Source organism: Pelotomaculum isophthalicicum JI, from assembly GCF_029478095.1.
Classification (GTDB): Bacteria; Bacillota; Desulfotomaculia; order Desulfotomaculales; family Pelotomaculaceae; genus Pelotomaculum_D; species Pelotomaculum_D isophthalicicum.
The window spans coordinates 1-21,210 of sequence record NZ_JAKOAV010000017.1; the positions used below are offsets into that span (position 1 = coordinate 1).

General features: G+C 47.3%; 22 protein-coding genes, 1 pseudogene, 1 riboswitch and 1 other annotated feature. Of the genes and pseudogenes, 4 read left to right on the top strand and 19 right to left on the bottom strand.

Annotation, left to right across the window (positions count from 1 at the left end; translation table 11 throughout):
- Nucleotides 1-332: 332 nt before the first annotated feature.
- The 10 genes and pseudogenes from L7E55_RS09820 to L7E55_RS09865 all read right to left on the bottom strand — a co-directional run bounded on the left by L7E55_RS09820 (nucleotide 333) and on the right by L7E55_RS09865 (nucleotide 7,594).
- Entirely contained in the window at nucleotides 333-878 is a 546-nt protein-coding gene (locus tag L7E55_RS09820) for an NADH peroxidase (RefSeq protein WP_277443989.1), read from the bottom strand.
- 73 nt (nucleotides 879-951) lie between these two features.
- Nucleotides 952-1,371 carry a Fur family transcriptional regulator gene (locus L7E55_RS09825; protein ID WP_277443990.1) on the bottom strand — a complete coding sequence of 140 codons (420 nt, stop codon included), beginning with the start codon at nucleotides 1,369-1,371 and terminating at the stop codon, nucleotides 952-954.
- A gap of 79 nt (nucleotides 1,372-1,450) precedes the next feature.
- A complete protein-coding gene (locus L7E55_RS09830) occupies nucleotides 1,451-2,371 on the bottom strand; it encodes a radical SAM protein (RefSeq protein WP_277443992.1) in 921 nt (306 codons plus the stop codon).
- Between the two features lie 412 nt (nucleotides 2,372-2,783).
- The gene (locus tag L7E55_RS09835) at nucleotides 2,784-3,131 is read right to left on the bottom strand and encodes a GerW family sporulation protein (protein ID WP_277443993.1); all 348 of its coding nucleotides are present in this window, start codon (nucleotides 3,129-3,131) and stop codon (nucleotides 2,784-2,786) included.
- Nucleotides 3,124-3,798 carry a DUF2953 domain-containing protein gene (locus L7E55_RS09840; protein ID WP_277443994.1) on the bottom strand — a complete coding sequence of 225 codons (675 nt, stop codon included), beginning with the start codon at nucleotides 3,796-3,798 and terminating at the stop codon, nucleotides 3,124-3,126. The genes L7E55_RS09835 and L7E55_RS09840 overlap by 8 nt, the downstream gene beginning before the upstream one ends.
- Nucleotides 3,795-4,223: a zf-HC2 domain-containing protein gene (locus L7E55_RS09845; protein WP_277444093.1), complete on the bottom strand. Its 429-nt coding sequence runs from the start codon at nucleotides 4,221-4,223 to the stop codon at nucleotides 3,795-3,797. Before L7E55_RS09845 ends, L7E55_RS09840 begins: the two co-directional genes overlap by 4 nt.
- Nucleotides 4,224-4,231: 8 nt before the next feature.
- Entirely contained in the window at nucleotides 4,232-4,807 is a 576-nt protein-coding gene (locus tag L7E55_RS09850; RefSeq protein ID WP_277443995.1) for an RNA polymerase sigma factor, read from the bottom strand.
- Between the two features lie 94 nt (nucleotides 4,808-4,901).
- Nucleotides 4,902-6,035: pseudogene (locus tag L7E55_RS09855) on the bottom strand (2-isopropylmalate synthase); the annotation flags it as partial.
- A 117-nt stretch (nucleotides 6,036-6,152) separates the two neighbouring features.
- Nucleotides 6,153-6,412: a binding site (T-box leader), on the bottom strand.
- A gap of 167 nt (nucleotides 6,413-6,579) precedes the next feature.
- Complete coding sequence (locus tag L7E55_RS09860) at nucleotides 6,580-7,155, bottom strand: DUF2238 domain-containing protein (protein WP_277443996.1); 576 nt, start codon at nucleotides 7,153-7,155, stop codon at nucleotides 6,580-6,582.
- A gap of 241 nt (nucleotides 7,156-7,396) precedes the next feature.
- The gene (locus L7E55_RS09865; protein ID WP_277443997.1) at nucleotides 7,397-7,594 is read right to left on the bottom strand and encodes an aspartyl-phosphate phosphatase Spo0E family protein; all 198 of its coding nucleotides are present in this window, start codon (nucleotides 7,592-7,594) and stop codon (nucleotides 7,397-7,399) included.
- Between the two features lie 151 nt (nucleotides 7,595-7,745).
- On the opposite strand from L7E55_RS09865, the gene L7E55_RS09870 reads away from it, so the two are divergent.
- Complete coding sequence (locus L7E55_RS09870; RefSeq protein WP_338091206.1) at nucleotides 7,746-8,123, top strand: helix-turn-helix domain-containing protein; 378 nt, start codon at nucleotides 7,746-7,748, stop codon at nucleotides 8,121-8,123.
- A 22-nt stretch (nucleotides 8,124-8,145) separates the two neighbouring features.
- Here L7E55_RS09870 and L7E55_RS09875 read toward each other — a convergent pair whose 3' ends face one another.
- Nucleotides 8,146-8,844: a MerR family transcriptional regulator gene (locus L7E55_RS09875; protein ID WP_277443998.1), complete on the bottom strand. Its 699-nt coding sequence runs from the start codon at nucleotides 8,842-8,844 to the stop codon at nucleotides 8,146-8,148.
- A 141-nt stretch (nucleotides 8,845-8,985) separates the two neighbouring features.
- On the opposite strand from L7E55_RS09875, the gene L7E55_RS09880 reads away from it, so the two are divergent.
- Together L7E55_RS09880 and L7E55_RS09885 are read left to right on the top strand one after the other, a co-directional pair.
- The gene (locus L7E55_RS09880) at nucleotides 8,986-10,164 is read left to right on the top strand and encodes an efflux RND transporter periplasmic adaptor subunit (RefSeq protein ID WP_277444000.1); all 1,179 of its coding nucleotides are present in this window, start codon (nucleotides 8,986-8,988) and stop codon (nucleotides 10,162-10,164) included.
- An 18-nt stretch (nucleotides 10,165-10,182) separates the two neighbouring features.
- Complete coding sequence (locus L7E55_RS09885; protein ID WP_277444002.1) at nucleotides 10,183-13,311, top strand: efflux RND transporter permease subunit; 3,129 nt, start codon at nucleotides 10,183-10,185, stop codon at nucleotides 13,309-13,311.
- Here L7E55_RS09885 and L7E55_RS09890 read toward each other — a convergent pair.
- From L7E55_RS09890 to L7E55_RS09915, 6 genes are all read right to left on the bottom strand, one after another.
- Complete coding sequence (locus L7E55_RS09890) at nucleotides 13,282-14,457, bottom strand: phosphoribosylaminoimidazolecarboxamide formyltransferase (protein ID WP_277444004.1); 1,176 nt, start codon at nucleotides 14,455-14,457, stop codon at nucleotides 13,282-13,284. The two genes, L7E55_RS09885 and L7E55_RS09890, sit on opposite strands and share 30 nt — an antisense overlap.
- Before the next feature lie 38 nt (nucleotides 14,458-14,495).
- Nucleotides 14,496-14,578, bottom strand: a riboswitch (ZMP/ZTP riboswitch).
- 96 nt (nucleotides 14,579-14,674) lie between these two features.
- A complete protein-coding gene (locus L7E55_RS09895) occupies nucleotides 14,675-14,926 on the bottom strand; it encodes a DUF1540 domain-containing protein (protein ID WP_277444006.1) in 252 nt (83 codons plus the stop codon).
- Nucleotides 14,927-15,059: 133 nt separating this feature from the next.
- Entirely contained in the window at nucleotides 15,060-16,046 is a 987-nt protein-coding gene (gene msrB, locus L7E55_RS09900) for a peptide-methionine (R)-S-oxide reductase MsrB (RefSeq protein ID WP_277444007.1), read from the bottom strand.
- A 138-nt stretch (nucleotides 16,047-16,184) separates the two neighbouring features.
- A complete protein-coding gene (locus L7E55_RS09905; protein WP_277444009.1) occupies nucleotides 16,185-16,820 on the bottom strand; it encodes an MBL fold metallo-hydrolase in 636 nt (211 codons plus the stop codon).
- Between the two features lie 46 nt (nucleotides 16,821-16,866).
- Nucleotides 16,867-17,532, bottom strand: a complete 666-nt coding sequence (locus tag L7E55_RS09910) for an HAD family hydrolase (RefSeq protein ID WP_277444011.1) — start codon at nucleotides 17,530-17,532, stop codon at nucleotides 16,867-16,869.
- 57 nt (nucleotides 17,533-17,589) lie between these two features.
- Nucleotides 17,590-18,165 (bottom strand): flavodoxin family protein, encoded by a 576-nt coding sequence (locus L7E55_RS09915; RefSeq protein ID WP_277444013.1) that lies wholly within the window; start codon nucleotides 18,163-18,165, stop codon nucleotides 17,590-17,592.
- A 115-nt stretch (nucleotides 18,166-18,280) separates the two neighbouring features.
- Here L7E55_RS09915 and L7E55_RS09920 point away from each other — a divergent pair, with 115 nt between their 5' ends.
- A complete protein-coding gene (locus L7E55_RS09920; RefSeq protein ID WP_277444015.1) occupies nucleotides 18,281-18,457 on the top strand; it encodes a hypothetical protein in 177 nt (58 codons plus the stop codon).
- Nucleotides 18,458-18,472: 15 nt separating this feature from the next.
- Here the strand turns inward: L7E55_RS09920 and L7E55_RS09925 are convergent, their stop codons facing one another.
- Both L7E55_RS09925 and L7E55_RS09930 read right to left on the bottom strand, forming a co-directional pair.
- Entirely contained in the window at nucleotides 18,473-19,504 is a 1,032-nt protein-coding gene (locus L7E55_RS09925; protein ID WP_277444016.1) for an S-layer homology domain-containing protein, read from the bottom strand.
- A gap of 276 nt (nucleotides 19,505-19,780) precedes the next feature.
- Nucleotides 19,781-21,151, bottom strand: coding sequence for an ArsB/NhaD family transporter (locus L7E55_RS09930; RefSeq protein ID WP_277444017.1), 1,371 nt, complete (start codon nucleotides 21,149-21,151; stop codon nucleotides 19,781-19,783).
- Nucleotides 21,152-21,210 lie beyond the last annotated feature (59 nt).

Genomic DNA, 21,210 nt, shown 5'->3' on the forward strand with positions numbered 1-21,210 from the left:
TCCGACGGTACCTCCCAGGTTTGTCTGCGAAAAATGCGGAGGAGAAATGCGTCCTAAAGAGCCATGGCAAAACAGCTTAGAAGATATCTTCTAGAAAAGGAAGAACCGCCCGATAGGGCGGCTTTTTTATTTAATAAGTATTAATTTCTATTCGAATTAATTAATTCCTTCTTATTACCATAAAAAATTACAAAATATACAACTTATAATCATGGAGTTAAAGTAACATCTGCCTTCATCTCCGCTGCGACCTGCAGTATACATGCTATTTTCCGGTGTGCAACACTAAACCGGGACGTATTTTACGCCCCGGTTAGTTTAGTCTAAACATTCTACGCTTTTGGGAAATACCTTTTTAAGAGGCCGTAGAAGGCCAGGCAATGTCTGGCTTCGTCTTTGCACGCTTCATGAATGGCATCGTGGATTGCGTCCTGTCCTTCCTGCTTGGAACGGGCGGCGATTTCCTTTTTCCCGCGGTTGGCGCCGGCCTCGCCATCCACTAATTTTTTCAGGTTTACTTCCGTGCTTTCACTGATTACTTCCCCCAGGAGTTCGGCAAATCGAGCCGCGTGGTGAGCCTCTTCCCAGGCTATGCGTTTCATAGTCTCGGCTATTTCCGGATAGCCCTCCCGCTCAGCCTGGCGGGCCATGGCGATATACATTCCCACCTCCATGCACTCTCCCCGGAACTGCATGTTCAAGTCATCTTCAAAACCGGAGCCTTTTGCCACGCCAATTTTGTTCCAGTCCACCAGATCCGGACCGGACGTGGTCAATAATTCGAATTTCTCCTTGGGAGCCCCGCAATTAGGACACTTTTCCGGCGGCGTTTCCCCTTCGTGGACATAACCGCAAACTGTGCAGCGCCATTTTTTCATAGCATTAGACCTCCTCAATTAATTTATGTTAGTAATTTTTCCCTCGTTATTCCGAGGGTCAACCCGCAATCGCTTACCGGTTCCCGCCTCTATCCTTTTCCAGGCATCCCGGGCAAACTCCGTGAAAATAAAGTGTAAATCCTTCCACCAGATAGCCGTTAATATTAATTGGAGCTTGTATTTCCAAAAGACCGGCATCCAGATCATGAACTGATTCGCAAATCCTACATAAAAAATGACTATGTGGATTTGGGTTCGGATCAAAATGTCTCTTATCCGCCTTGATCCTGATCTCTTGCAATTCCCCCGCCCTGGCTAACATTTCAAGGGTATTATATACTGTGGCAAGGGACAAAGACGGGTACTGGGGCTTTAATTGTTTGTATATCTCCTCCGCTGACGGGTGTTTTGTATTACCTTCGAGCAGGTTCAATATGGCCAGTCTCTGGGGTGTCAATTTCAACCCCATCTTCTTTAATTTTTTTATTACCATTATTAATTTATAACTCCTACTATTTTATAATAATTATAATTTGGTAATTCATACTTGTCAACCTGTTCAAACAGTTTCGTTAAAAAATTTTATTAAAACCGGTATAAATTCTCCTCAGCCCCGCCCGCCTGGCTGCGTCAACAGCTTCCCGGAACTCCTTACGGGTGATCCGCCTGTCCAGTTCCGGGTAGTTAACAGCATTAAAGGCGGGATAATACTGGTCCATAATGTTTATGAAAGTATCTTTAGAAACCTCATCGGCCAGAAACTCGAAAACTTTTTCCGAACGGGCCAGGTTGTCCGGCAGGACCAGGTGCCGCACCAGCAGGCCGCGGTAGGCGATGCCCCGCCCGTCCACGGCCAGGTCGTCCACCTGTCCGTGCATTTTCTTCACCGCCTTTTTGGCAACAGTGAAGTATTCCACCGCGCCGGAGTATTTACGGCCGGCATCGTCGTCGGCAAATTTGATGTCAGGCATGTAAATGTCCACGATTCCGTCCAGCAAGTCCAAAGTTTCCGGTGCGTCATACCCCCCGGTGTTGTAAACCACCGGCAGGGTAAGCCCTTTTTCCGCCGCCACGTTGAGGGCCTCCAGAAACTGCGGGACGAAGTGGCTCGGAGACACCAGGTTGATGTTGTGGCAACCCCTCTTCTGGAGATCAAGCATCATCCCGGCCAGTTCTCCGGCGGGCACCTCGTCACCTTCACCAAGCTGGCTGATTTCGCAGTTCTGGCAGAACTCACAGCTTAAATTGCAGTATGTAAAGAAGATCGTTCCCGACCCGCCTGTCCCCACCAGCACATCCTCTTCACCGAAATGCGGCCCGTAGCTGTTTACCGCCGCCAGACGCCCGCCCCTGCATATGCCCAACTCCCCCTCCAGGCGGTTGACGCGGCATTCCTGTGCGCAAACGGTACAATCCCCCAGCATGGCCACAGCTTTTTTTGCCCGCTTGGCCAGTTCACCGGGAGGAAGTTTCAGATAACTGCCTTTAACCATAAAACCCACCTTTGCCATAAAATTTTTCTGTCAAGGCGCATTGGCCAATAAATGATCAAATGTGCGGCAATGGCCGACATATTTCCAAGATAGCCTTATTTTTTGACATTTTCAAGAAGGATTATCCCCAATTTCTGTCCTTTGCCACTGCGATAAGCTTAATTGTTCCATCCCTCAAAAAATCGAGTGGAGTAATCTGTATATTACCTTTATTTCCCTGGGACATGACAATCATTTTTGGGTAAAGCTAAAAGATCCCGGTGACATGAGCCTTGAGGAAATTTTCCACAACCAGGTTAGAAACGATAAAAATGATTAAGAAAGATAAAAAATGACCACACCGCCAAAAGGTATGGCCACCTGTCACTCCAATTAATGGAGATTCATTTGATAAAACTCATGCGGGAGATTGCTATTCAACCTTCTCCTGGGGCTTAAACTTGCTTATCACGTCAGGTATCACTTCCGCCAGCTTGGACAGACTGCCTTTCTTTGCCAGGGAATACACCTGAACGTTGTCTCCCTGCAAGATGAGCAGCGCTGAAGGACTGAGTTTCATGCCCGCGCCTCCGCCGGTGCCTTTGCCTCCCTGGTTCTTTTCATCCTGTCCTTCACCGCTGCCTATGCCGAAACCAACGGAAGCCGTCACGATAGGAATAATAGTTGTATTACCGCTGATAATAGGCTCGCCGACGATAGTCTTGGTCGAAATCAGATTTTCCAGACGGGACACTAAGGACTCAATGTCTTCTTTAAACATATTGCGCACCCTCCTTAAGTTTTCTTCCGACGAATTTTGATTTAAGCTGAGTCCACCAAAGATTGCGGACAGGTCCGGCAAAAAGAAACCGTATGGTTAAATACAAGATCACGACAGGTACGATCCGGCCCGATGTTTCTCCCGCTATGTCAAGAACCGGCCCGCTGAAGTCAGCATCCAGGTCAAGGTTGACATGCCCGGCGTTTAGCGTACCCATTAACCCGGCGAGCAGTCCGGTCAGGGCCGGGTCGCCGGTGCCATAGATACCGGCCAACCGCAACCGTAGTCCTAAGGAACGAAAAACCTTTTTTATAAAACCCAAAACAGCCGCGAGAAACTTCCTGCTAAGTACCTTACTGATTGTTAAGAAATTGAATCCATGCCTCTCCTTCTTCCGCCTGGTTGTTTTCCGTTTCTCTTTTGCCTTGACTGTTCCAGGATTTTTCCGGTTAACTGGAATGGTTGCCCCGGCGAGGCGCAACGCAAATGACATCTTCCCCCTGTTCATTCCAATGGTGGCAACAAGGAGCCTCCACCCCCAAGCGATTCTCACATCCAACTGCTGCTCCTCAATACACAACCGCCCTCCGGCTTTGAAGGTCAGCGGTAAACTTAAAAGTCCCACAATCAACAGCAAAATTAGGATTAAAATCATCAATCCGCTCAACGCTGGTCACGCCTTTTGCTTATTATCTTACTCGCTATAGATGAAACACCCTTGATAACACCGGGCAGCCCGCGTCCCGCGGTCCTGGCCAACTGCCCCAACTGCCGCGTACCGGGAATCTGGGATACACCGGCAAGGAGCGGCTGCCAGGCCAGCTTTTGGGCGGCCCAGAGACTGACACTTGACGTTCTTTGCATGTCCTGCCTGGCCGCCCTGGCCTTAGTGACAGCTTGCTGGCGAATGAAAGGAAGCCCTGCCGGCACCTCAACTTCATCTTCCTGTTCCAGTTCCAGCCAGAGCAGCCTCAGCCTGGACAGTTCCCGCCGGCAAGCAGGGCAGCAAGCGAGGTGGTTGCGAACAGCTTCTGTTTCAGCCAATTCCAGCTCGCCGTCCAGAAAAGCTTGCAGGATTTCCGAACTGCACATCAATGCCATCACTCCCATCCGTAAACGCTTGCCAGTTTGCGCTTCAACTGCTGCCTGGCCCGAAAGAGACACGTTTTCACGGTGCCCGGCGGCAAGCCGGTAGCCGCCGCTATTTCTTCGTAGCTGAGTCCTTCCTGGTGCCGCATCATAAGCACTGCCCGCTGCTGGTATGACAGCTCGCTCATCGCCTGCTGGAGCACCTCACGGGCATCACGCCATTCCGCGGCATGTTCCGGGTCGCCTGTGTTTCCGGCGATGGTGTCTCCAAGCACGATGTCTTCGGCAACAGGCTGCTCCAGGGAAACAGTATCCGGCACACGCCGCCTGAGGTAGTTCAAGCAGGCGTTTACCGTAACCTTACGAAGCCAGGGTTTAAACGGCCTGCCAGGCTGAAAACTGTCCAGTCCGGTCAGCACTTTCACAAGCGCTTCCTGGGTGAGATCCAGAGCGTCTTCACTTGAACCGCCGATCCGGTAGCACAACCGGTATACGTAGGCTTCGTAGCGGGCTAATAATAACCGCCAGGCTCCTTCATCACCTTCACGGCAGCGGATGATCAAGTTATGATCGGTGTTGGCGTCCACCGTTGATCCCCCTTTAAGCCCTTCAATTATTTATTAACCCGTTTTTCTCAAAAAGTTTCATCCAAAACAAATATTTTTATTTGCCGGTTTATTCCATCAAATCATGCAGGTCGCATTCGAATATTTCCTTTTTCCGGTCAGCCAGTTGCAAAAATCTCTGGTATGTGTCTTCCAGTTTATCCCGGTTCAATTGATAGCCCAGTTCTCCCAAACAGTGTCTGAGCGCATGCCTGCCCGACCTGGCGCTCAAATTAATCGAGCTTCTGGAAACACCAACAATCTCCGGCTGGATAATCTCATATGTCGTTTTATCTTTTAAAACACCGTCCTGGTGAATACCGGAAGCGTGCATGAACGCTCCCGACCCGACAATAGCTTTATGGGCGGGAACCGGAACCCCGGTAACCCTTGATACCAGCATGCTGGTGGCGTATATTTCCCTGGTGTTCACGCTCATCTCCAGCCCATATTGCACGCGCCTGGTATACACGGCCATAATGACTTCCTCCAGCGAGGTATTGCCGGCCCTTTCACCAATGCCGTTTACGGCGCCCTCGACCTGGTTCGCCCCGGCCATTATCCCGGCGAGCGCATTGGCGGTAGCCATGCCCAGGTCATTATGACAGTGCACGCTCACCACGACTCTTTCAATCCCCCTGACATTATTCATCAGAAAGGAGATAAGCTCCTCATATTCAGAAGGGGTGGCATAGCCTACCGTATCAGGCACATTGATTATATTAGCGCCGGCCTTTATAACTTTTTCTAAAACTGTAACGAGAAAAGCGCGATCGCCGCGGAAAGCGTCTTCGGCATAAAACTCAACGTCACCGACGTATTTCCTGGCGTGCTTTACCGCGGCCACAGCCAGTTCAATTACCTGTTCAGGTGACAGTTTAAGCTTCTTCTCCATGTGTATCGGGGATACCCCTATCCCGGTGTGAATTCTCGGGTGTTCGGCCGCCCGCAAGGCTTCGGCGCAACAGTCGATATCACTCTCAACAGCGCGCGTAAGCCCGCAAACGGAGACTCCTTTTATTTCCCTGGCAATCGTGCTTACCGAGTCAGCGTCTCCAGGCGATGAGGCCGGAAAACCCGCTTCAATCACATCCACACCGAGTTTGACAAGCTGCCTCGCTATCTCCAGTTTTTCCGCAACGTTTAAAGTTATCCCCAATGACTGCTCTCCATCCCTCAAGGTAGTGTCGAAGATAAACAGCCTTCGCATCATTATTTTCCCCCTTGTTATATTTATTGGTTACGTACCATTTTAACCGTCTAAGGTCGCTAAGGTCTGATTCCATCAAACACCACCTCCCGGATAAATATTTAAACCCTCCGCCTCTTTTGAGACGAAGGGTTCACTTCGTGGTACCACTCAAATTAACGACGCCTAAACGCCGTTCACTCAAAAGGATACGGGACAACAAGTCCGATATCCCCTTCCTTTTAACGGCGGAAGCTCCGTCCGGACCTAATCTCACAATGGATTTCGACCGGCTGCTCCAGGGAGAGTTCTGCGTTAAGCCTTCGACCGCCTCGCACCATCCGGCGGCTCTCTGAACCTGATACTAAACACTTACTATTCCCTTTCATCGTCTTTACATATTATATGAATCTTACCAGCTAAGAAGCTCCGCTGTCAATAACTATTGGCGCATTCTTTTATATTATCCGGACATTAACATAAATTTTGCAAACAGGACGATCAGGAAGATATAGTTCGCTTTTGTACTCCTCATGGATGCGGATAATACTATTATAAAGCAAGCTTACGATTTTTTAATATTAAATCCGTATGGCTTATTAATATGAAATGCCGCAATTATTGCCCCAATCACATCGCACACAAGATCTAAGTCTGTATCAACCAGATCCGTCTGATACTGCACTTCTGGCTTTAACATAATATCTGTTAAGAATTCCACAATTTCAAAAAGTGTACCTAAACTGATTCCCAATAAAACCACATAGATAAATATACCGGACTTTTGAGGAAGTGGTTTGATGTTCATCTTGTACAGCAACGAATAAATGAAAAGGACAAAGGCATATGTACCAAAAATATGTAAACCGCGATCAAAAATGGGTGACGTTATATATAAATCCAAATATTCTCCAAAGAAATTATGACCTATAATTGTTAAAATCACAGTACCTCTGATATAGTTACTCAAGTGATATTTGAATTTAACTTCGAATACAGTATAAATTATCAGAAAAACAGTGGTAACACCTACATCGTACACATACTCATATTTCATGCTTCTGATTAATTCGATAAAAGTCAATAACTGCACAATTAAAAATGCAAGCGTTAAAATCATTCTTGTTCCCTGCTTTTGCATCTTGAAACCTTCTTTTTCAAATAAAGCTTAATATAACCCAATTGACAATTTGTTATTAAAGCACGCATATGCCCAGATCCTCTCCTAAGCCAAAATGAAAGCTGACTAAAAAAATAAATATATTAAATTCACCTGATCGGGTGATTTTATTTTTCCGCCAAAATGTAGTTGATTACTATTTCACAATAGCGCTGTAATAAAAACCGGCAAACAGGTACAATAAAAACACACCGGAACGCATTCAACGCTCCGGTATGTTTTTACAATCACCACAGTTTTTTTTATTTATCTGATATTGAACACCACATTTCATATAATATTCAACAACATACTTATCAATTTTCCTACTTATCTTAAGTAGGACTTCTTCGCTAGCGTTCATTTTGGATGCGTTAATAAGAATGTTTCGCGCTATCTCTATTCTATTTTTTATATCCACGTCCACTCCCCCTTCTCCTAAAAATAACCGCAAACATAATTCTATATTAAACATTTGCACATTGCAAATACTAATTATATGCCTCCAGCAGATTTAGTTGCAATTCAAAGTTAGATAAAGTATTTTAAGTTGGAGTAATAAGGAGAATAAAGTGGAGATAGATAACAAGGCCATTGGTCTAAGAATAAGGGAAGAAAGAGAAAAGCTCAAACTTTCACGTGATGAATTCGCTGAAATCATCGAGCTTTCGGAATACTACGTCGGGCAACTGGAACGCGGAGAGCGACAAATGAGCTTGCCCACCCTGGTTAATATTGCCAATACATTACATATATCTTTAGACTACCTTGTTCTAGGAAAAACTGAACACAATAATTATTATGTTCATTATGAAAATAATATTTATGAAACAAGTGCCTGCGATATTGACAAAGAAATAAATAATTTGCTCAACAAATGCTCACCAAAAGAATTAGCTCTGATAAAAAAGCTTGTACAAACCATCCTCCCTTATATAAAAAACGAATAGAACCATTTTATTAGACAAATCATTAACCCGCTTCAACAGGTCCCGCCTTATATTTTTTCTTCAACTCACGGTACAGGAAACGACGTACCAGATAATTGGAAAACCCGATTAAATTACCCGATAGAAAACGGGTAATTTCCCACTCTTCTTCATCGTTTAGTCCCTTGATGGACATGTCACGAAATTCACTAGACCTCGCCGCCACTTGCCCCAGCAAATCAGGCAGAAAGTCAAGGCCCTCCAGGGGAATGTGATTTTTCTTAACCATCATCAGAGATTTGGCTACCACGAGATCGTCATTGTTGTACATATCATTTTCGAAAGGAACCAGCAACTGAAGTTGTTCCAGGTTTTCCAGTTCTCCGCTTTTCATGCCGGTCTCTTGTAAGAGTTCCTTGCGGCTGTATGTCCGTTCCGGGTCACCGGGTTCCGCGTATGCCATTTTATATAACAACTCGTATATATGCACAGCCCTATCAATAGTTGGGTTTTGTCCAATGAAATCTAAAATGCGCTTAATAGCGTGCAGCGGCAGGAAAAACCTGCTCTGCAGGGTACGTATGATATTGATCAACTTAATATATATCTCCGGGTAATATGCCATATTTTTGGAAGTCCTGACAGGTTCAGGAAGAAGCCCCATCCGGATGTAATGCAAGACAGTCGACTTGTTCTCACCTGTTTTTTCCACTATTTCTTTCATACGTAGATTATTGTCCATTGAATATTCCTCCGGAATAATAACTAAAAAAACCTTGACAGCCCATAGCAGTAAAATTATAGTATAAGCATAAAGTATAACTTCACACTTGTCAAATGTTTTGAGATTTGACCTTGGTATATAACGCGGGGGTAAACGACCGTGCAGAAAAAAAGATTTCTTTACATAATAATAACGCTTAGCTTTCTAGTAGCAGCAGCTTATTTTGCAATGGAAAGAAAGAAAGATTTCACCGGCGCGCCAAATCCCAGGGCCGTGGAAACAATGACCGTTCAGGCTCAAACAACGCGGTCGGGTGGCGGTTTAGCCGGGATTGTCAAACCATTCAAGGAAGCAAAACTAGGTTTTCAGGTAAGTGGCAGGATTCAGGGTCCGGTCCTGGATGAAGGAACTCTGGTGGAAGAGGGATCGGTACTGGCCTCCCTCGACCCCGCCGATTACCAGGCGCAGGTGGAAGCTGCCGGCGCTGCAACAGAAGCAGCCCGGGCTGGCATCGAGCAGGCGGCGGCAGTATTGGGACAAGCCGAGGCGGCCTACCGGAAAGCCCAGCAAGATTACGAACGGGTGAAAAGCCTGTACGAAGCCAAGGCAGTCTCCAAAGCCCAGTTCGATGACGCCGGCACCCAATTGTCAGTAGCAGCCGCCAAGTACCATGAAGCTCAATCGGGCTACAATGAAGGTCAGGGAGCCAGCGTGTCCGATTATCACAAGGCGCAGGCCCTGGCCAGCCAGTCCAGGCTGCAATTGAGCCATACCAAGCTGACAGCCCCCTTCAAAGGCACCGTGCTCAAAAAAGCAGGCGAGGTCGGAGAGATGGTCAGCGCGGGCACGCCGGTCTATGTTATTGGAGACCTTGACCGGATTAAGATAGAAGTAACTGTGGCTGCAGCCGAGCTAAACAACTGGCAAGCGAGCGACCCGGTCGATGTGACCAGTCCTGATCAGCCCGGGCGGAATTGGCCTGGCGAGGTCACTCTCGTTCATCCCGCGGCAGACAGTCAGACGGGTACTTTTTTAATAGAAGTGAGTGTGGATAATCCCGGCCATCTCCTGAAGCCGGGCATGGTAGCCCGCGTGGCGAGCCGCCGGCAGACCCGCGCCACGGTTTGGGTTCCGGTAGGGGCACTGGTTAAGCGAGGTTCGGAGGTCACCGTCTTTGTTATCCGTGACGATAAAAGTTTTACTAAAAAGATTACTACAGGCGATACGATCGGCAACCAGATTGAGATAACCTCGGGGCTTGACCCCGGGGAAGAACTCGTTGTCCGGGGAGCGCTTTACCTGCATGACGGCGACCCCGTTTTAAGGCAAAAGTCCTGAAGGGGGGTAGGTAGGCCGGTGCTGCGCAAGATTCTCGAATACAACAAAATTATCCTGGTCTTCTTTGTCGCGGCAGCGCTTTGGGGTCTGCTGAGCTTCTATACCATACCACGGCAGGAAGACCCGGACATCACCCTGCTGAACGCCAGAGTAGTTACCACCTACCCCGGAGCAAGCCCTGAAAAAGTGGAAAAACTGGTTACCAAACCTCTGGAGGAAGGTTTTGAGGCAATCAAGGGAGTCAAAAAAATCGAGTCCACCTCTTCGGAAAGCCTTTCCGTGATCATTATTGAGGTTTATCCCGGCACGGACACAAAAAAAGCCTGGGACGACGTTCGCTATAAGATTGAAGAGGTGCGCGGGAATCTGCCTGACGAGGCCTCGGAACCTCAGATCAACACAGAACTGATCCGCACCTGTATGATGGTCTTGCACCTGGACGCCCCGAACATGGACTACCTTGAGCTAGAAGCTGTCAGTCGTAAAGTTAAGGACGAGCTAAAGGGGCTGCCCGGCGTGGCGGAGGTCCAGAGGGAAGGGCTTCCCGACCGGGAGATCCAGGTGGTCCTTGATTTGGAGCGAATGGCCCGTTTCAATCTGACCTGGAGCCAGGTGGCTGACGCTATTAAAGCGCGCAACGTCACCATACCGGGCGGCAAAATCAAAGAGCAGCCTTATGGCCTGGCCATCCAGACCACCGGTGAGTACCTTGACCCCCAGGTCATTAGCGGAACTATTTTGAAGGTTACCCCGGAAGGAAATTCGGTCTACCTCCGCGATATAGCCTCTGTAAGTCTTGGTACCGCCGACCCCACTGTGCTGGTCCGTTCCAATGGGACGCCCGCCGTTTCCCTGGTGCTCTTTCCCAAAGAAAATATCGACCGGGTCAAAGTTGCCGCCAATATCCAAGCCTATATTGAACAGAGTATAGCGCCCGCGCTTCCCACCGGGGTCACCCCGCGTATCGTCTTCAACCAGGCCGTCAACACCAGCGCCCAGTTCAGCCATCTTTACAAGGAACTTTTCATCGGCATGGGCATTGTTTTCTTGGTGTGCCTGCTGGCCTTGCCGCCCTTTGGCGCGCTGCTGGTGGCTGTCGCGATACCTCTCTCGGTGCTGCTCGGCATGGGGCCGCTGGGGATGATGGGCCTCAAATTGCACCAGATTTCCGTAGCCGCCCTGGTAATAGTGCTGGGAATCCTGGTTGATGATTCCATCGTCACCAACGACAACATTCAACGCCACCTGGAACTAGGCGATAATCCGATGCAAGCCGCCACCCTGGGCATCCGCGAGGTGGCCTACTCCATCACCAACGCCACCGTTGCCACTATCGCCGCATTCGCCCCCCTTTTCCTGCTTAAAGGCAACATCGGTGAATTTATTTACGCCATTCCCCAGGTTGTCACAGTAACCCTTCTGGCCTCCCTGGTGGTATCCCTCTTTCTGACGCCAATTGTACGACTCCACCTCGCTTCCCGTCCGGCTGGTCCGGCGGGGGGCGTCATTGCGGCTTTTTTCCACAGGGACGGCGGACTGGCTGAGGGAACTTACCGGCGGCTGCTGACCTTTTACCGGCACTCAATTGAACTGGCTCTAAGCCGGCCCTGGCGGACCGTAGTTATGGCTGTCATCTTCATGATCGTCAGCCTGTCCCTTTTTCCTTTAACCGGTAAAACCTTTTTCCCGCCAGCCGACCGCAGCGAGTTTTTAATCGACATTACGACCCCGGCCACTTCAACGCTGGAAGAAACCCTAAGCCAAATCATGGGGGTCGAATCAATCTTGGCTGAACAGCCGGAAGTAAATATTATCGCCAGCTATGTTGGAAAATCGTTTCCACAGTTTTATTACAATGAAACCAAGTATGTAAGCGGATCCAACAAGGGGTGCATTTATGTTAATACCCGCACGGGCAGGGGCATGAGGAAACCCGCCCAACTGGTTGAGTACCTGCGCGGCCGGCTCCGGGAGGAAATTCCCGGCGCCAACATCCTGGTCCGCAATCTGGAGCAGGGGACTCCCGTGGGCGCTCCGGTTGCTGTCCGCATCAAGGGGGAGGACATGGAAACACTGCGCACCCTGGCCGGTGACATCAGCGCCAGGCTGCGGGATATACCCGGCGCAATCAATGTTGATGACACCATGGGTCCGGATATCTTCCAGTTCAAGGTAATAGTTGACGAGGAGCGGGCCAACCGTCTCGGGGTGACCAACCTGGACATCGCCTCGACCATATTGCTAATGACCAACGGCATGGCGGTATCCACCTACCAACTGCCTGACGAACAAATCAATATAGTTTTAAAAGCCGCCAAAAACCAATCTATACCACTGGATCAGCTTAAAAACCTACCCGTCCCTTCCCGTGTCAACGGCGCGGGCATTCCTCTCAACCAATTGGCTGAAATCACCCCAACCTGGGCGGTGAGCCAGATCAACCGCAACCAGTTGGTGCGAACTGTCACAGTGAGCAGCTACACCCAAGGCCGTCTCCCCTCGGAGGTGGTCAAAGACTTGCAAAACAGCCTGCAGTCCTACCCGCTGCCGCAGGGTTATAAAATCGAATACGGCGGTGAACAAGAGGAAGGCAACAAGTCTTTTGCAGACTTGGCCCGGCTGTCCCTGATGGTAATGGTGATCATTTACCTGCTGCTGGCCACACAGTTCAATTCCCTGCTCAAGCCTTTAATTATTATGGTTACAGTCTTCTTGGGAGTTTGCGGGGCGCTGATTGGTATTTTCGTGACGGGGAACCCAATCGGCTTTATGGCTGCCCTGGGTGTCTTCAGCCTGGCAGGTGTCGTTGTACGGAACGGCATAGTGCTAATCGAGTTCGTGGAACTAGCCGTCAAGGAAGGCAAACCGCTGAAGGAAGCCCTGGCGCAAGCCGGGCAGGCCCGCCTGCGCCCGATCCTCCTGACCATGTTTTCCGCCGTCGGAGGTTTGACCCCCATGGTTGTAGCGGGCGGCGCTTTGTGGCAGCCAATGGCCATCGCGATCATCTCAGGTCTGATTATCTCGACAGTCCTCACCCTCTACGTCGTCCCGACTCTTTACCTGTTGCTGGAAAATTACCTCTCTCGAAGGGACCGGCAGAAACAGGCATCCCGAAAATTAATGATGGAACAGCCTCAAACCCGTTAATGCCATTATCATGCCATATTCATCACACGCGCGGATCACAAGATCATCCCTGATCGAGCCGCCGGGCTGCACAATATATTTAACACCGCTTCTAAATGCCCGGTCGATATTGTCTCTGAATGGGAAGAACGCGTCAGAGCCCAATGTGACATTATTCAATTCTTTCAACCATGCTTCCTTTTCACCCGGTGAAAGCCTGTCAGGAACCACATCAAACAGATCATTCAGCATATCAAACTCATATTCCGTGGTATCGTGCCTGACAAACAAATCGATAGCGTTGTCACGCTCCGGTCTTCCCACACCTTGTTTGAATTTTAAACTCAATACCTTGGGGTGCTTTTTGAGGTGCCAGATGTCCGCTTTTTCACCCGCAAGCCGCGTACAATGAATTCTTGACTGTTGTCCCGCGCCGCAGCCGATAACTTGACCGTCCGATACAAAACAGACTGAATTGGACTGGGTATATTTCAGGGTGATCATCGCAATGATCATATCTCTCTTCGCTTCATCAGGCAAAACTTTATTTTCCGTCACTATATTTTTTAAGTCATCAAAACCGGGAATCACATTGTTTCTTTTCTGCACAAACTCAATACCGTATACACACTTTTTATCAATTTCGCCCGGTTCATAATCACTATTGATTTCAACGATATTGTATTTTCCGCCTTTTTTCTGTTTTAAAATCTCAAGCGCTTCATCAGTATACCCCGGGGCAATAATACCATCAGATACTTCTTTTTTTAAAATCATCGCCGTGGCTTTATCCACCGTATCACTCAAAGCAGCCCAATCTCCAAAGGAGGACATCCTGTCGGCTCCCCTTGCGCGGGCATAGGCCGATGCGATTGGCGACAATTCTACATCCAGGTCGTCAACATAGTATGCTTTTTTCAGTTCGTTTGACAGCGGGAGCCCGATAGCCGCTCCGGCGGGACTGACATGTTTGAAGGAGGTCGCTGCCGGGACATTTAAAGCAGTCTTTAGATCCTTCACCAGTTGCCAGGAGTTTAACGCGTCCATGAAGTTGATATAGCCCGGATTTCCATTCAACACCCTTAACGGCAGTTCTCCCGCGGTTGCCCGTATTTCCGCCGGTTTTTGATGCGGGTTGCACCCATATTTCAATTCATAATTCTTCATTTATATCCCCCTCTCAAAAATTAAGCCGCCTGGGCCAAATATTTTACCCAGGCGGCCGGTAATCATCCCGATCATGCTCCCTGTTGTTCGTTCAACTCATCCGCCAGTCACATGATCTATGCTTTAAGTTTTCTAATCTAGTATAAGTGATTTTCCAATATGCTGTCAATAATGAGGCCCGGCAGTCCCGGCAGTATTATACCGGGCATCATTCAGATTATGACATTCTTTTTACTTTATCCGCGTTAACTTTACCGGAACCTTTAGTTACATAGGTTTTGCATGCGGTTGACGTACATACTCCCGCATTTTCGGGGGTTAGTTGACTCGCCATCGGAGCATCTACTTGATCCGGTTGGCTTTCCGCGAAGTTATTGGTGGATACGAGTATTTCATTCGCGTCGCACTTATTACCTTGTGCCCAGTAATGACAGTCGTTCACAATACAATGGATGTGTTGCTGTTGCATTTACCTTTCAATCCTTTCATTTATCATTTTACTGCTTTAATATTTTTTGCTAAGAAAATAATTTTATGTAAAGTAAAGGCAGCCAGTAATGACAAATAAAGGAGGAGGCGATTTATATTGCATGCCCTGCTTTCTAATCAAACAGACAGCTATATTTCCCATATCCTTCCCTTTCAAGGTCTTCCTTGGGAATGAACCGTAGAGCCGCGGAATTGATACAGTAGCGCAAGCCGGACGGCGCCGGTCCGTCGTTAAAAACGTGACCAAGGTGTGAATCCGCTTCCCGGCTGCGGACTTCGGTGCGAACCATGCCATGGCTTAAATCTTTCTTTTCAATAACATTTTCCTTCTGAACCGGCCTGGTAAAGCTCGGCCAGCCGCATCCCGAGTCAAATTTATCTTTAGAACTGAAAAGCGGTTCGCCAGAAACAATATCAACGTATATGCCTTCACGCTTGTCGTCCCAGTATTCGTTCCTGAAAGACGGTTCGGTGGCGTTGTTCTGCGTCACTTCATACTGAAGCTCGGTCAGTTTCTCTTTCAACTGCTCTTTCCCGGATTCTTTTTCTTTTCCCCAGTACTGTCCAATAAAAGCGTCGCGTCCTGAGCCCATGCGGTACCGGGCATAGTGGCAGGGGAATTTCTTATGGTAATCTTGATGGTACTCCTCGGCCGGATAAAACACGGAAGCCGGAAGAATCCGCGTGACAACAGGCATGTCAAACCGGCCGCTTTCAATTAGCTCTCTTTTGGATGTTTCCGCTTTTTGCCTTTGTCGCTCATTATGGTAAAAAACAGCCGTACGGTAAGACTCTCCCCTGTCGTAAAACTGGCCATCTTCATCTGTCGGATCAATTTGCCGCCAGTAAACGTCCAAAAGTTTTTCATAGGGTAAAACAGCCGGGTCGAAGCAAACTTGAACCACTTCACAGTGCCCCGTGTCACCGGAACAAACCTCTTCATAGGTGGGACGCTCCTTATGTCCCCCCATGTAACCTGACACTACGCTGATGACTCCCTCCAGCCTTTCAAAAGGCGCTACCATGCACCAGAAACACCCTCCGGCAAAGGTTGCCAGTTCATAGCGCTTCCCGCTTTCATCGCCGCAGTCACTTCCCATGCATTGCCACCCCGCTTTTTTGACGTTTCTAATAGCATGTCCTTTTTGATACTTTGCCATAGGAACATTATTTTCTGCGTCATTATAAAGACAGAAAGCAGTTTTGGTTTGGGACTTGTATTAAAAGCATCTGCCAGATTATCTGAGCTCCAACAATACTACTTCAGTTTTTCCAGGTAGTGATGATTTATCTATATCTAAAAACGATTTCTTTTCTACTCGTGGGAAAAGACCAAGAAACTCATCCACCGGCGCGATAGGCAGCGTAACCCGTTTATCCAACTTGTAGTGCATGGGCAAAACCAGAGCGGGCCGCAATTGTTGCACTACCTCGTAGGCCTGTTTGGCGTCAATGGTATAAAAGCCTCCTACCGGCACAAACAATACATCAACCTGTCCTATATCCGACACTTGCTGAGAGGTTAATAGATGACCCAGATCTCCTAAATGGCAGATGTTCAATCCGTCCAGATTGATAACAAAAACTGTGTTTTTCCCTCGCTTTTTTCCTTGCTCCGTATCGTGGCACGTGGCTACCCCTTTGATCACAATCCCGGCGGCCTCATGCTCACCGGCGCCTTCTATTATCACCGGTTTGCCCGGCAGCGAATCAACGTAATTATGATCACCGTGCTGGTGGCTGACTGTTGCCACGTCCACCTCGACATTTGGCAACGGGTAACCTACATACTGATCAAATGGATCTGTCAACACCCGTACTCCTTTGGAACTGATCAGCAAAAAGCTGGCATGCCCCTTCCATTCAATTCGCATATTATCTCTCCACCTTGTTTATTTTTGGTTTCACGCATTATGCTTATCAAAATTCAAAACAGTTAATAATGTCAATCATACTTTCATATTCGCGAAAGGCAAGCTTTCTCACTTTATCAGCCGGATACTTGATATCTTTAATCAAAACCGGAATTGTCCCCGCCCGGCTTGCCGCAAGCAAGCCATTCTCTGAATCTTCAAGAACAATACATTTTGAAGCTTCGCTGCCAAGCAAATCGACAGCTTTTAAAAATATCTCCGGTTCCGGCTTACTCTTTGCCACTTCGTTGCCACATACAATCACCTGAAAATATTTATTTAAGCCTGAAATCCCCAGATACTTTTCCGTTAAGTCACGATCGGTAGAAGTGGCGAGCGCCATGGGCACATTGTTTTCCCGCAGTTTCCTGAAAACTTCCTTCACTCCTTCTTTTATGGGCAGACCAAACTGATCGATATGAGCAAACTTTAGTTGCAAAAACTTTTCTTTTACCTTTCCGTATGGGTAATCCTCTCCATAGGTTTCTTTCATTAACTTTTCCGTTGCCACGGCATTTAAACCTATTGATTTTTCAAGAATGTCAAGACCAAGCGGTGTTCCCAACAATTGTGACGCCTCGATATATAGTTTTATAGCCAATCTTTCAGTATCAAAAATAGTCCCGTCCATATCAAAAATAACAATGTCAATGTTTTTATCAAAAAATTTCATATTTCAGCACCTTATGTCTTACAAAAGCCTATCTAACATTAAATGAAACAGGCGTTACTAACCGTTTATTTTTTTCAGCAGCCAAGCCATATTTTCACCCAAAACCCGCATGATTTGCATTCCTTCCGCATCGGCCTCAACTTCTCCTTTTTCCCGGCCGATACCCAGGTTCCAGTAATTTGAACCGGGTACGATCATCTGGCTGATGAAAAAAAGGTGGTTTATCGAATCAATAGTATGAATCGCTCCGGCCCGCCGCGCGACGGACACCGCCGCCCCCACTTTCCGTTTTAACAAATCACCGTTGGCTCTTGATACGTAACCTGCCCGGTCAATTAGCGCCTTCATTTCCGGCGTCATATCGGAAAAGTAAGTTGGTGATCCCAGGATAATCCCATCCGCATCCAACATTTTTTTAAAATACATATTAAATGAATCACTATCGTTGGAGCAACGCTTATCTTTATTTTCCAGGCATTTCATACAGGCCAGACATCCTCTGATCTTCTCGCCGGCCAACTGGATTAATTCCGTCTCGATGCCTTCCTTTTCCAGTTCTACGAAAACCCGTTTGATTAGAATAGCGGTATTCCCATCTTTTCTGGCGCTGCCGTTAATACCTACAACTTTCATCAGCTAATCACCCTTCCTGTTTTATTAATACTAAGATACCATGCCTATCACATAATGGCTACTCTCCCCAAGTTTATGATACAATTGATACCCGGGGAGAAATGGAGGGAAACACATGGACAGAAGCGAAAAAGAACTGAAGGTTATGCTCATGCTCTTAGAGCATGGCGTCAGCCGGGATGTTGCCATAGTCGCTGTAAATGAAATATGGAGCGAGCAGGATTTGGATGAGATTATTTCTTTACCACCCGAGAAAGTGGCGGAAATCGCTCAAGACATGAAGGATTTGTGAAGTTATGGAGGAAAGTTAATTTTCCTTCTTAGTCTCATAGGATTCAAGTGTTCTTTGCAACAATGTCAGCAGTTCAGATTTAGTAATAAATTGATCCGGCTTAAAGGCACCGTCAGGATATCCGATGACAATACCCTTGGCCGCGGCGGCTCTTATGCCAAGCGCCCACGCAGGCAAATCATCTGTAAAGTTAGTATTTTGTTCTGACGTTGGGAATAGTTTACCTGCCGCGTTGGCTGCCTCCGCCCTGGTTAGATAATTATCCGGCTCAAGTAAATTTTGACAGCCGACAATAACCCCGGAATCTATTAATGGCTTTATTTTATCCAGATCTTGCGGAGAAATTTTATCTGAGTCCAAGAAACGCTCTGTAAGGATTTTATCGTCATAGACTATTTTTAACGGACATGAGGGGAAAGGTACGGTCGAATCAGCCAGAATTTTCATAAACTCCAGCCGGGTAACTTTTTCATCAGGATTTTCCTTATATTCTTTCGCGACATCAATTAACCGGGATACTCTAAGCGTACTATAATTTTCTTTATCAAAAACAAAGTCCAATACCATGATCTTGCCTGCGGCATCAATATTCCCGACTTCCACAGTAATGGAACGGGGGGTACCTGATATAAATTTGATACCCGGTACATTTTTGGCGTCCTGTATCTGATTTTTTTCGCCGTCCAAAATCTTGGGCCACTCAACATAATTTTTATACGTGTCGGCGGTAGGAGCTTGCATATAGCACGCGCCCACCGGCAGAGTCACCATTACTTTGTTCCCGGGCTTTACCGGGATACTTATATCTTTCTTTCCCGTTATCCTTAAAGTACCCATTACCCTGTTATCGCCAAACGAAACATTGGGGGTCGACAGTACTGTATTAATTGTATTACCTTCGTGTACTTTTTCGCCCCCACAATCCGGATCGGAAACAGTAATGGCGATATCGCTATCAGCAAAACCTATGGACGGTATACCAAGCGAAATTAAAAACAGGGCAGTGAAAACCGTTAATATAATAATTCTTCTGGGATTAATATGCACGCAAATAATCTCCTTTTGAGTTAACAATTATTATCTAATTTTACCACACCTTTTCTCTCTTTGAAACACTTTGCGAATACATTCCAACCGCCCACCTCAGCCAAATACATATCCTGAACAGCTAATGCTTTTCCTTTAATTCCCTGCCTGTAAAATAAAAAACCACCTTATCACTAATAGTGGCAGGTGGTATGAACCTTATATTTTCAGGGATTTAGACTATATTATTATTATTTTCGTATACTTATGATGTAACCCGTTTAATGTAACCCGTTTCTATTTTGTAAGCATTTTTGAGAGCGGTTTTAAGAGTAAAAAAAGTACTATTGCGACACCTAGTGTTACAATTATGGCGGTCATAGTGTGAACCAAGTGCCAGAGTAGAAGATAACCAGTGGACACAACTATGGACATCAGCATCAGTGGAAAAGCTATCTTCATATAGTTAATAAAGCTGATAAGCAGACCCCTTTTTTCGGCTATACCTATGACGACCACATTAGCTGAGGCACCGATAGCGGTACCGTTGCCACCCAGACAGGCGCCTAAGGACAACGACCACCAGAGTAAGTTTAAGTCGGCAATACCTCCCAGGCGGCCCATGTCTTGAATTAGTGGGATCATTGTAGCGACAAAAGGTATGTTATCGACAAAGGCCGAGGCTATGGCAGACAGCCAGAGAATCAGCATAGACGTCGGCACCATGTTGCCGCCGGTCACCTCTAGCGACCACTTGGCCATTGCCTCAATAACACCAACCTCTTCCAAAGCTCCCACCACCACGAAAAGGCCGACGAAGAAGAAGATAACAGGCCACTCAACCGCATGCAGAGAATGTTCCGGATCACTCCTGGTGACAAGAAGCAATAGACTGGCCCCTGACAAGGCTATGACGGATGATTCCAGGTGTACATATTGGTGCAGGACAAAACCTAATACGGTAAGAAAAAGCACCACGAGGCATTTATGTAAAAGCTTGGCGTCCTTTATCTCATCCTTCTCATCAATTTCCATAATAACAGATTGAAGTTCCGGTCTGGCCACCAGTTGTTTCCGGTATATGATTTGTATAAAGAAAATGGTCAAAATGTATATAACAACTATGACAGGCGTCAGATTAAAGACAAAATCCATAAAGCCAAGCCCGGTGGCGCTACCGATCATGATGTTCGGCGGGTCACCGATTAAAGTAGCCGTACCGCCAATATTGGAGGAGATGATCTCAGCAATCAGGAACGGCAACGGGTTAAGTTCCAGCTGCTTGGCTATGGCAAAGGTTACCGGCACAATTAACAGCACGGTCGTAACATTATCTAAAAAAGCAGACAAGACAGCCGTGATCAAAGAAAGGGCGGCGATAATTTTGAGCGGTTCTCCCTTTGAACCCTTGGCCGCCTTGATCGCCAAGTATTCAAAAATACCGGTTTGCTTAGTGATGCCCACGATTATCATCATCCCCACCAGCAAGCCAATGGTGTTGAAATCGATGGCTTCGATAACTTGCTCCAGACCCAATATTTTTGTTAAGGCCATCAAACAAGCTCCCACCAGGGCAACCACAGTGCGATGAATTTTTTCTGAAACGATTACTGCGTATGTAATTAAGAATACCGCAGTTGCAAAAAAAACCTGAGTACTTTCTGACAAGATAGACTCCCCTTTCCATATCAATACATTTGATCAATATCTTGTTTTCAAGTTTCACC

Excerpts from the sequence above, each read along its gene's own strand:
- L7E55_RS09820 (WP_277443989.1), bottom strand. The coding sequence starts at position 878 with ATGAAAAAATGGCGCTGCACAGTTTGCGGTTATGTCCACGAAGGGGAA.
- L7E55_RS09825 (WP_277443990.1), bottom strand. The coding sequence starts at position 1,371 with ATGGTAATAAAAAAATTAAAGAAGATGGGGTTGAAATTGACACCCCAG.
- L7E55_RS09830 (WP_277443992.1), bottom strand. The coding sequence starts at position 2,371 with ATGGTTAAAGGCAGTTATCTGAAACTTCCTCCCGGTGAACTGGCCAAG.
- L7E55_RS09835 (WP_277443993.1), bottom strand. The coding sequence starts at position 3,131 with ATGTTTAAAGAAGACATTGAGTCCTTAGTGTCCCGTCTGGAAAATCTG.
- L7E55_RS09845 (WP_277444093.1), bottom strand. The coding sequence starts at position 4,223 with ATGTGCAGTTCGGAAATCCTGCAAGCTTTTCTGGACGGCGAGCTGGAA.
- L7E55_RS09860 (WP_277443996.1), bottom strand. The coding sequence starts at position 7,155 with ATGCAAAAGCAGGGAACAAGAATGATTTTAACGCTTGCATTTTTAATT.
- L7E55_RS09875 (WP_277443998.1), bottom strand. The coding sequence starts at position 8,844 with ATGGACAATAATCTACGTATGAAAGAAATAGTGGAAAAAACAGGTGAG.
- L7E55_RS09890 (WP_277444004.1), bottom strand. The coding sequence starts at position 14,457 with ATGAAGAATTATGAATTGAAATATGGGTGCAACCCGCATCAAAAACCG.
- L7E55_RS09895 (WP_277444006.1), bottom strand. The coding sequence starts at position 14,926 with ATGCAACAGCAACACATCCATTGTATTGTGAACGACTGTCATTACTGG.
- msrB (WP_277444007.1), bottom strand. The coding sequence starts at position 16,046 with ATGGGAAGTGACTGCGGCGATGAAAGCGGGAAGCGCTATGAACTGGCA.
- L7E55_RS09905 (WP_277444009.1), bottom strand. The coding sequence starts at position 16,820 with ATGCGAATTGAATGGAAGGGGCATGCCAGCTTTTTGCTGATCAGTTCC.
- L7E55_RS09910 (WP_277444011.1), bottom strand. The coding sequence starts at position 17,532 with ATGAAATTTTTTGATAAAAACATTGACATTGTTATTTTTGATATGGAC.
- L7E55_RS09915 (WP_277444013.1), bottom strand. The coding sequence starts at position 18,165 with ATGAAAGTTGTAGGTATTAACGGCAGCGCCAGAAAAGATGGGAATACC.
- L7E55_RS09920 (WP_277444015.1), top strand. The coding sequence starts at position 18,281 with ATGGACAGAAGCGAAAAAGAACTGAAGGTTATGCTCATGCTCTTAGAG.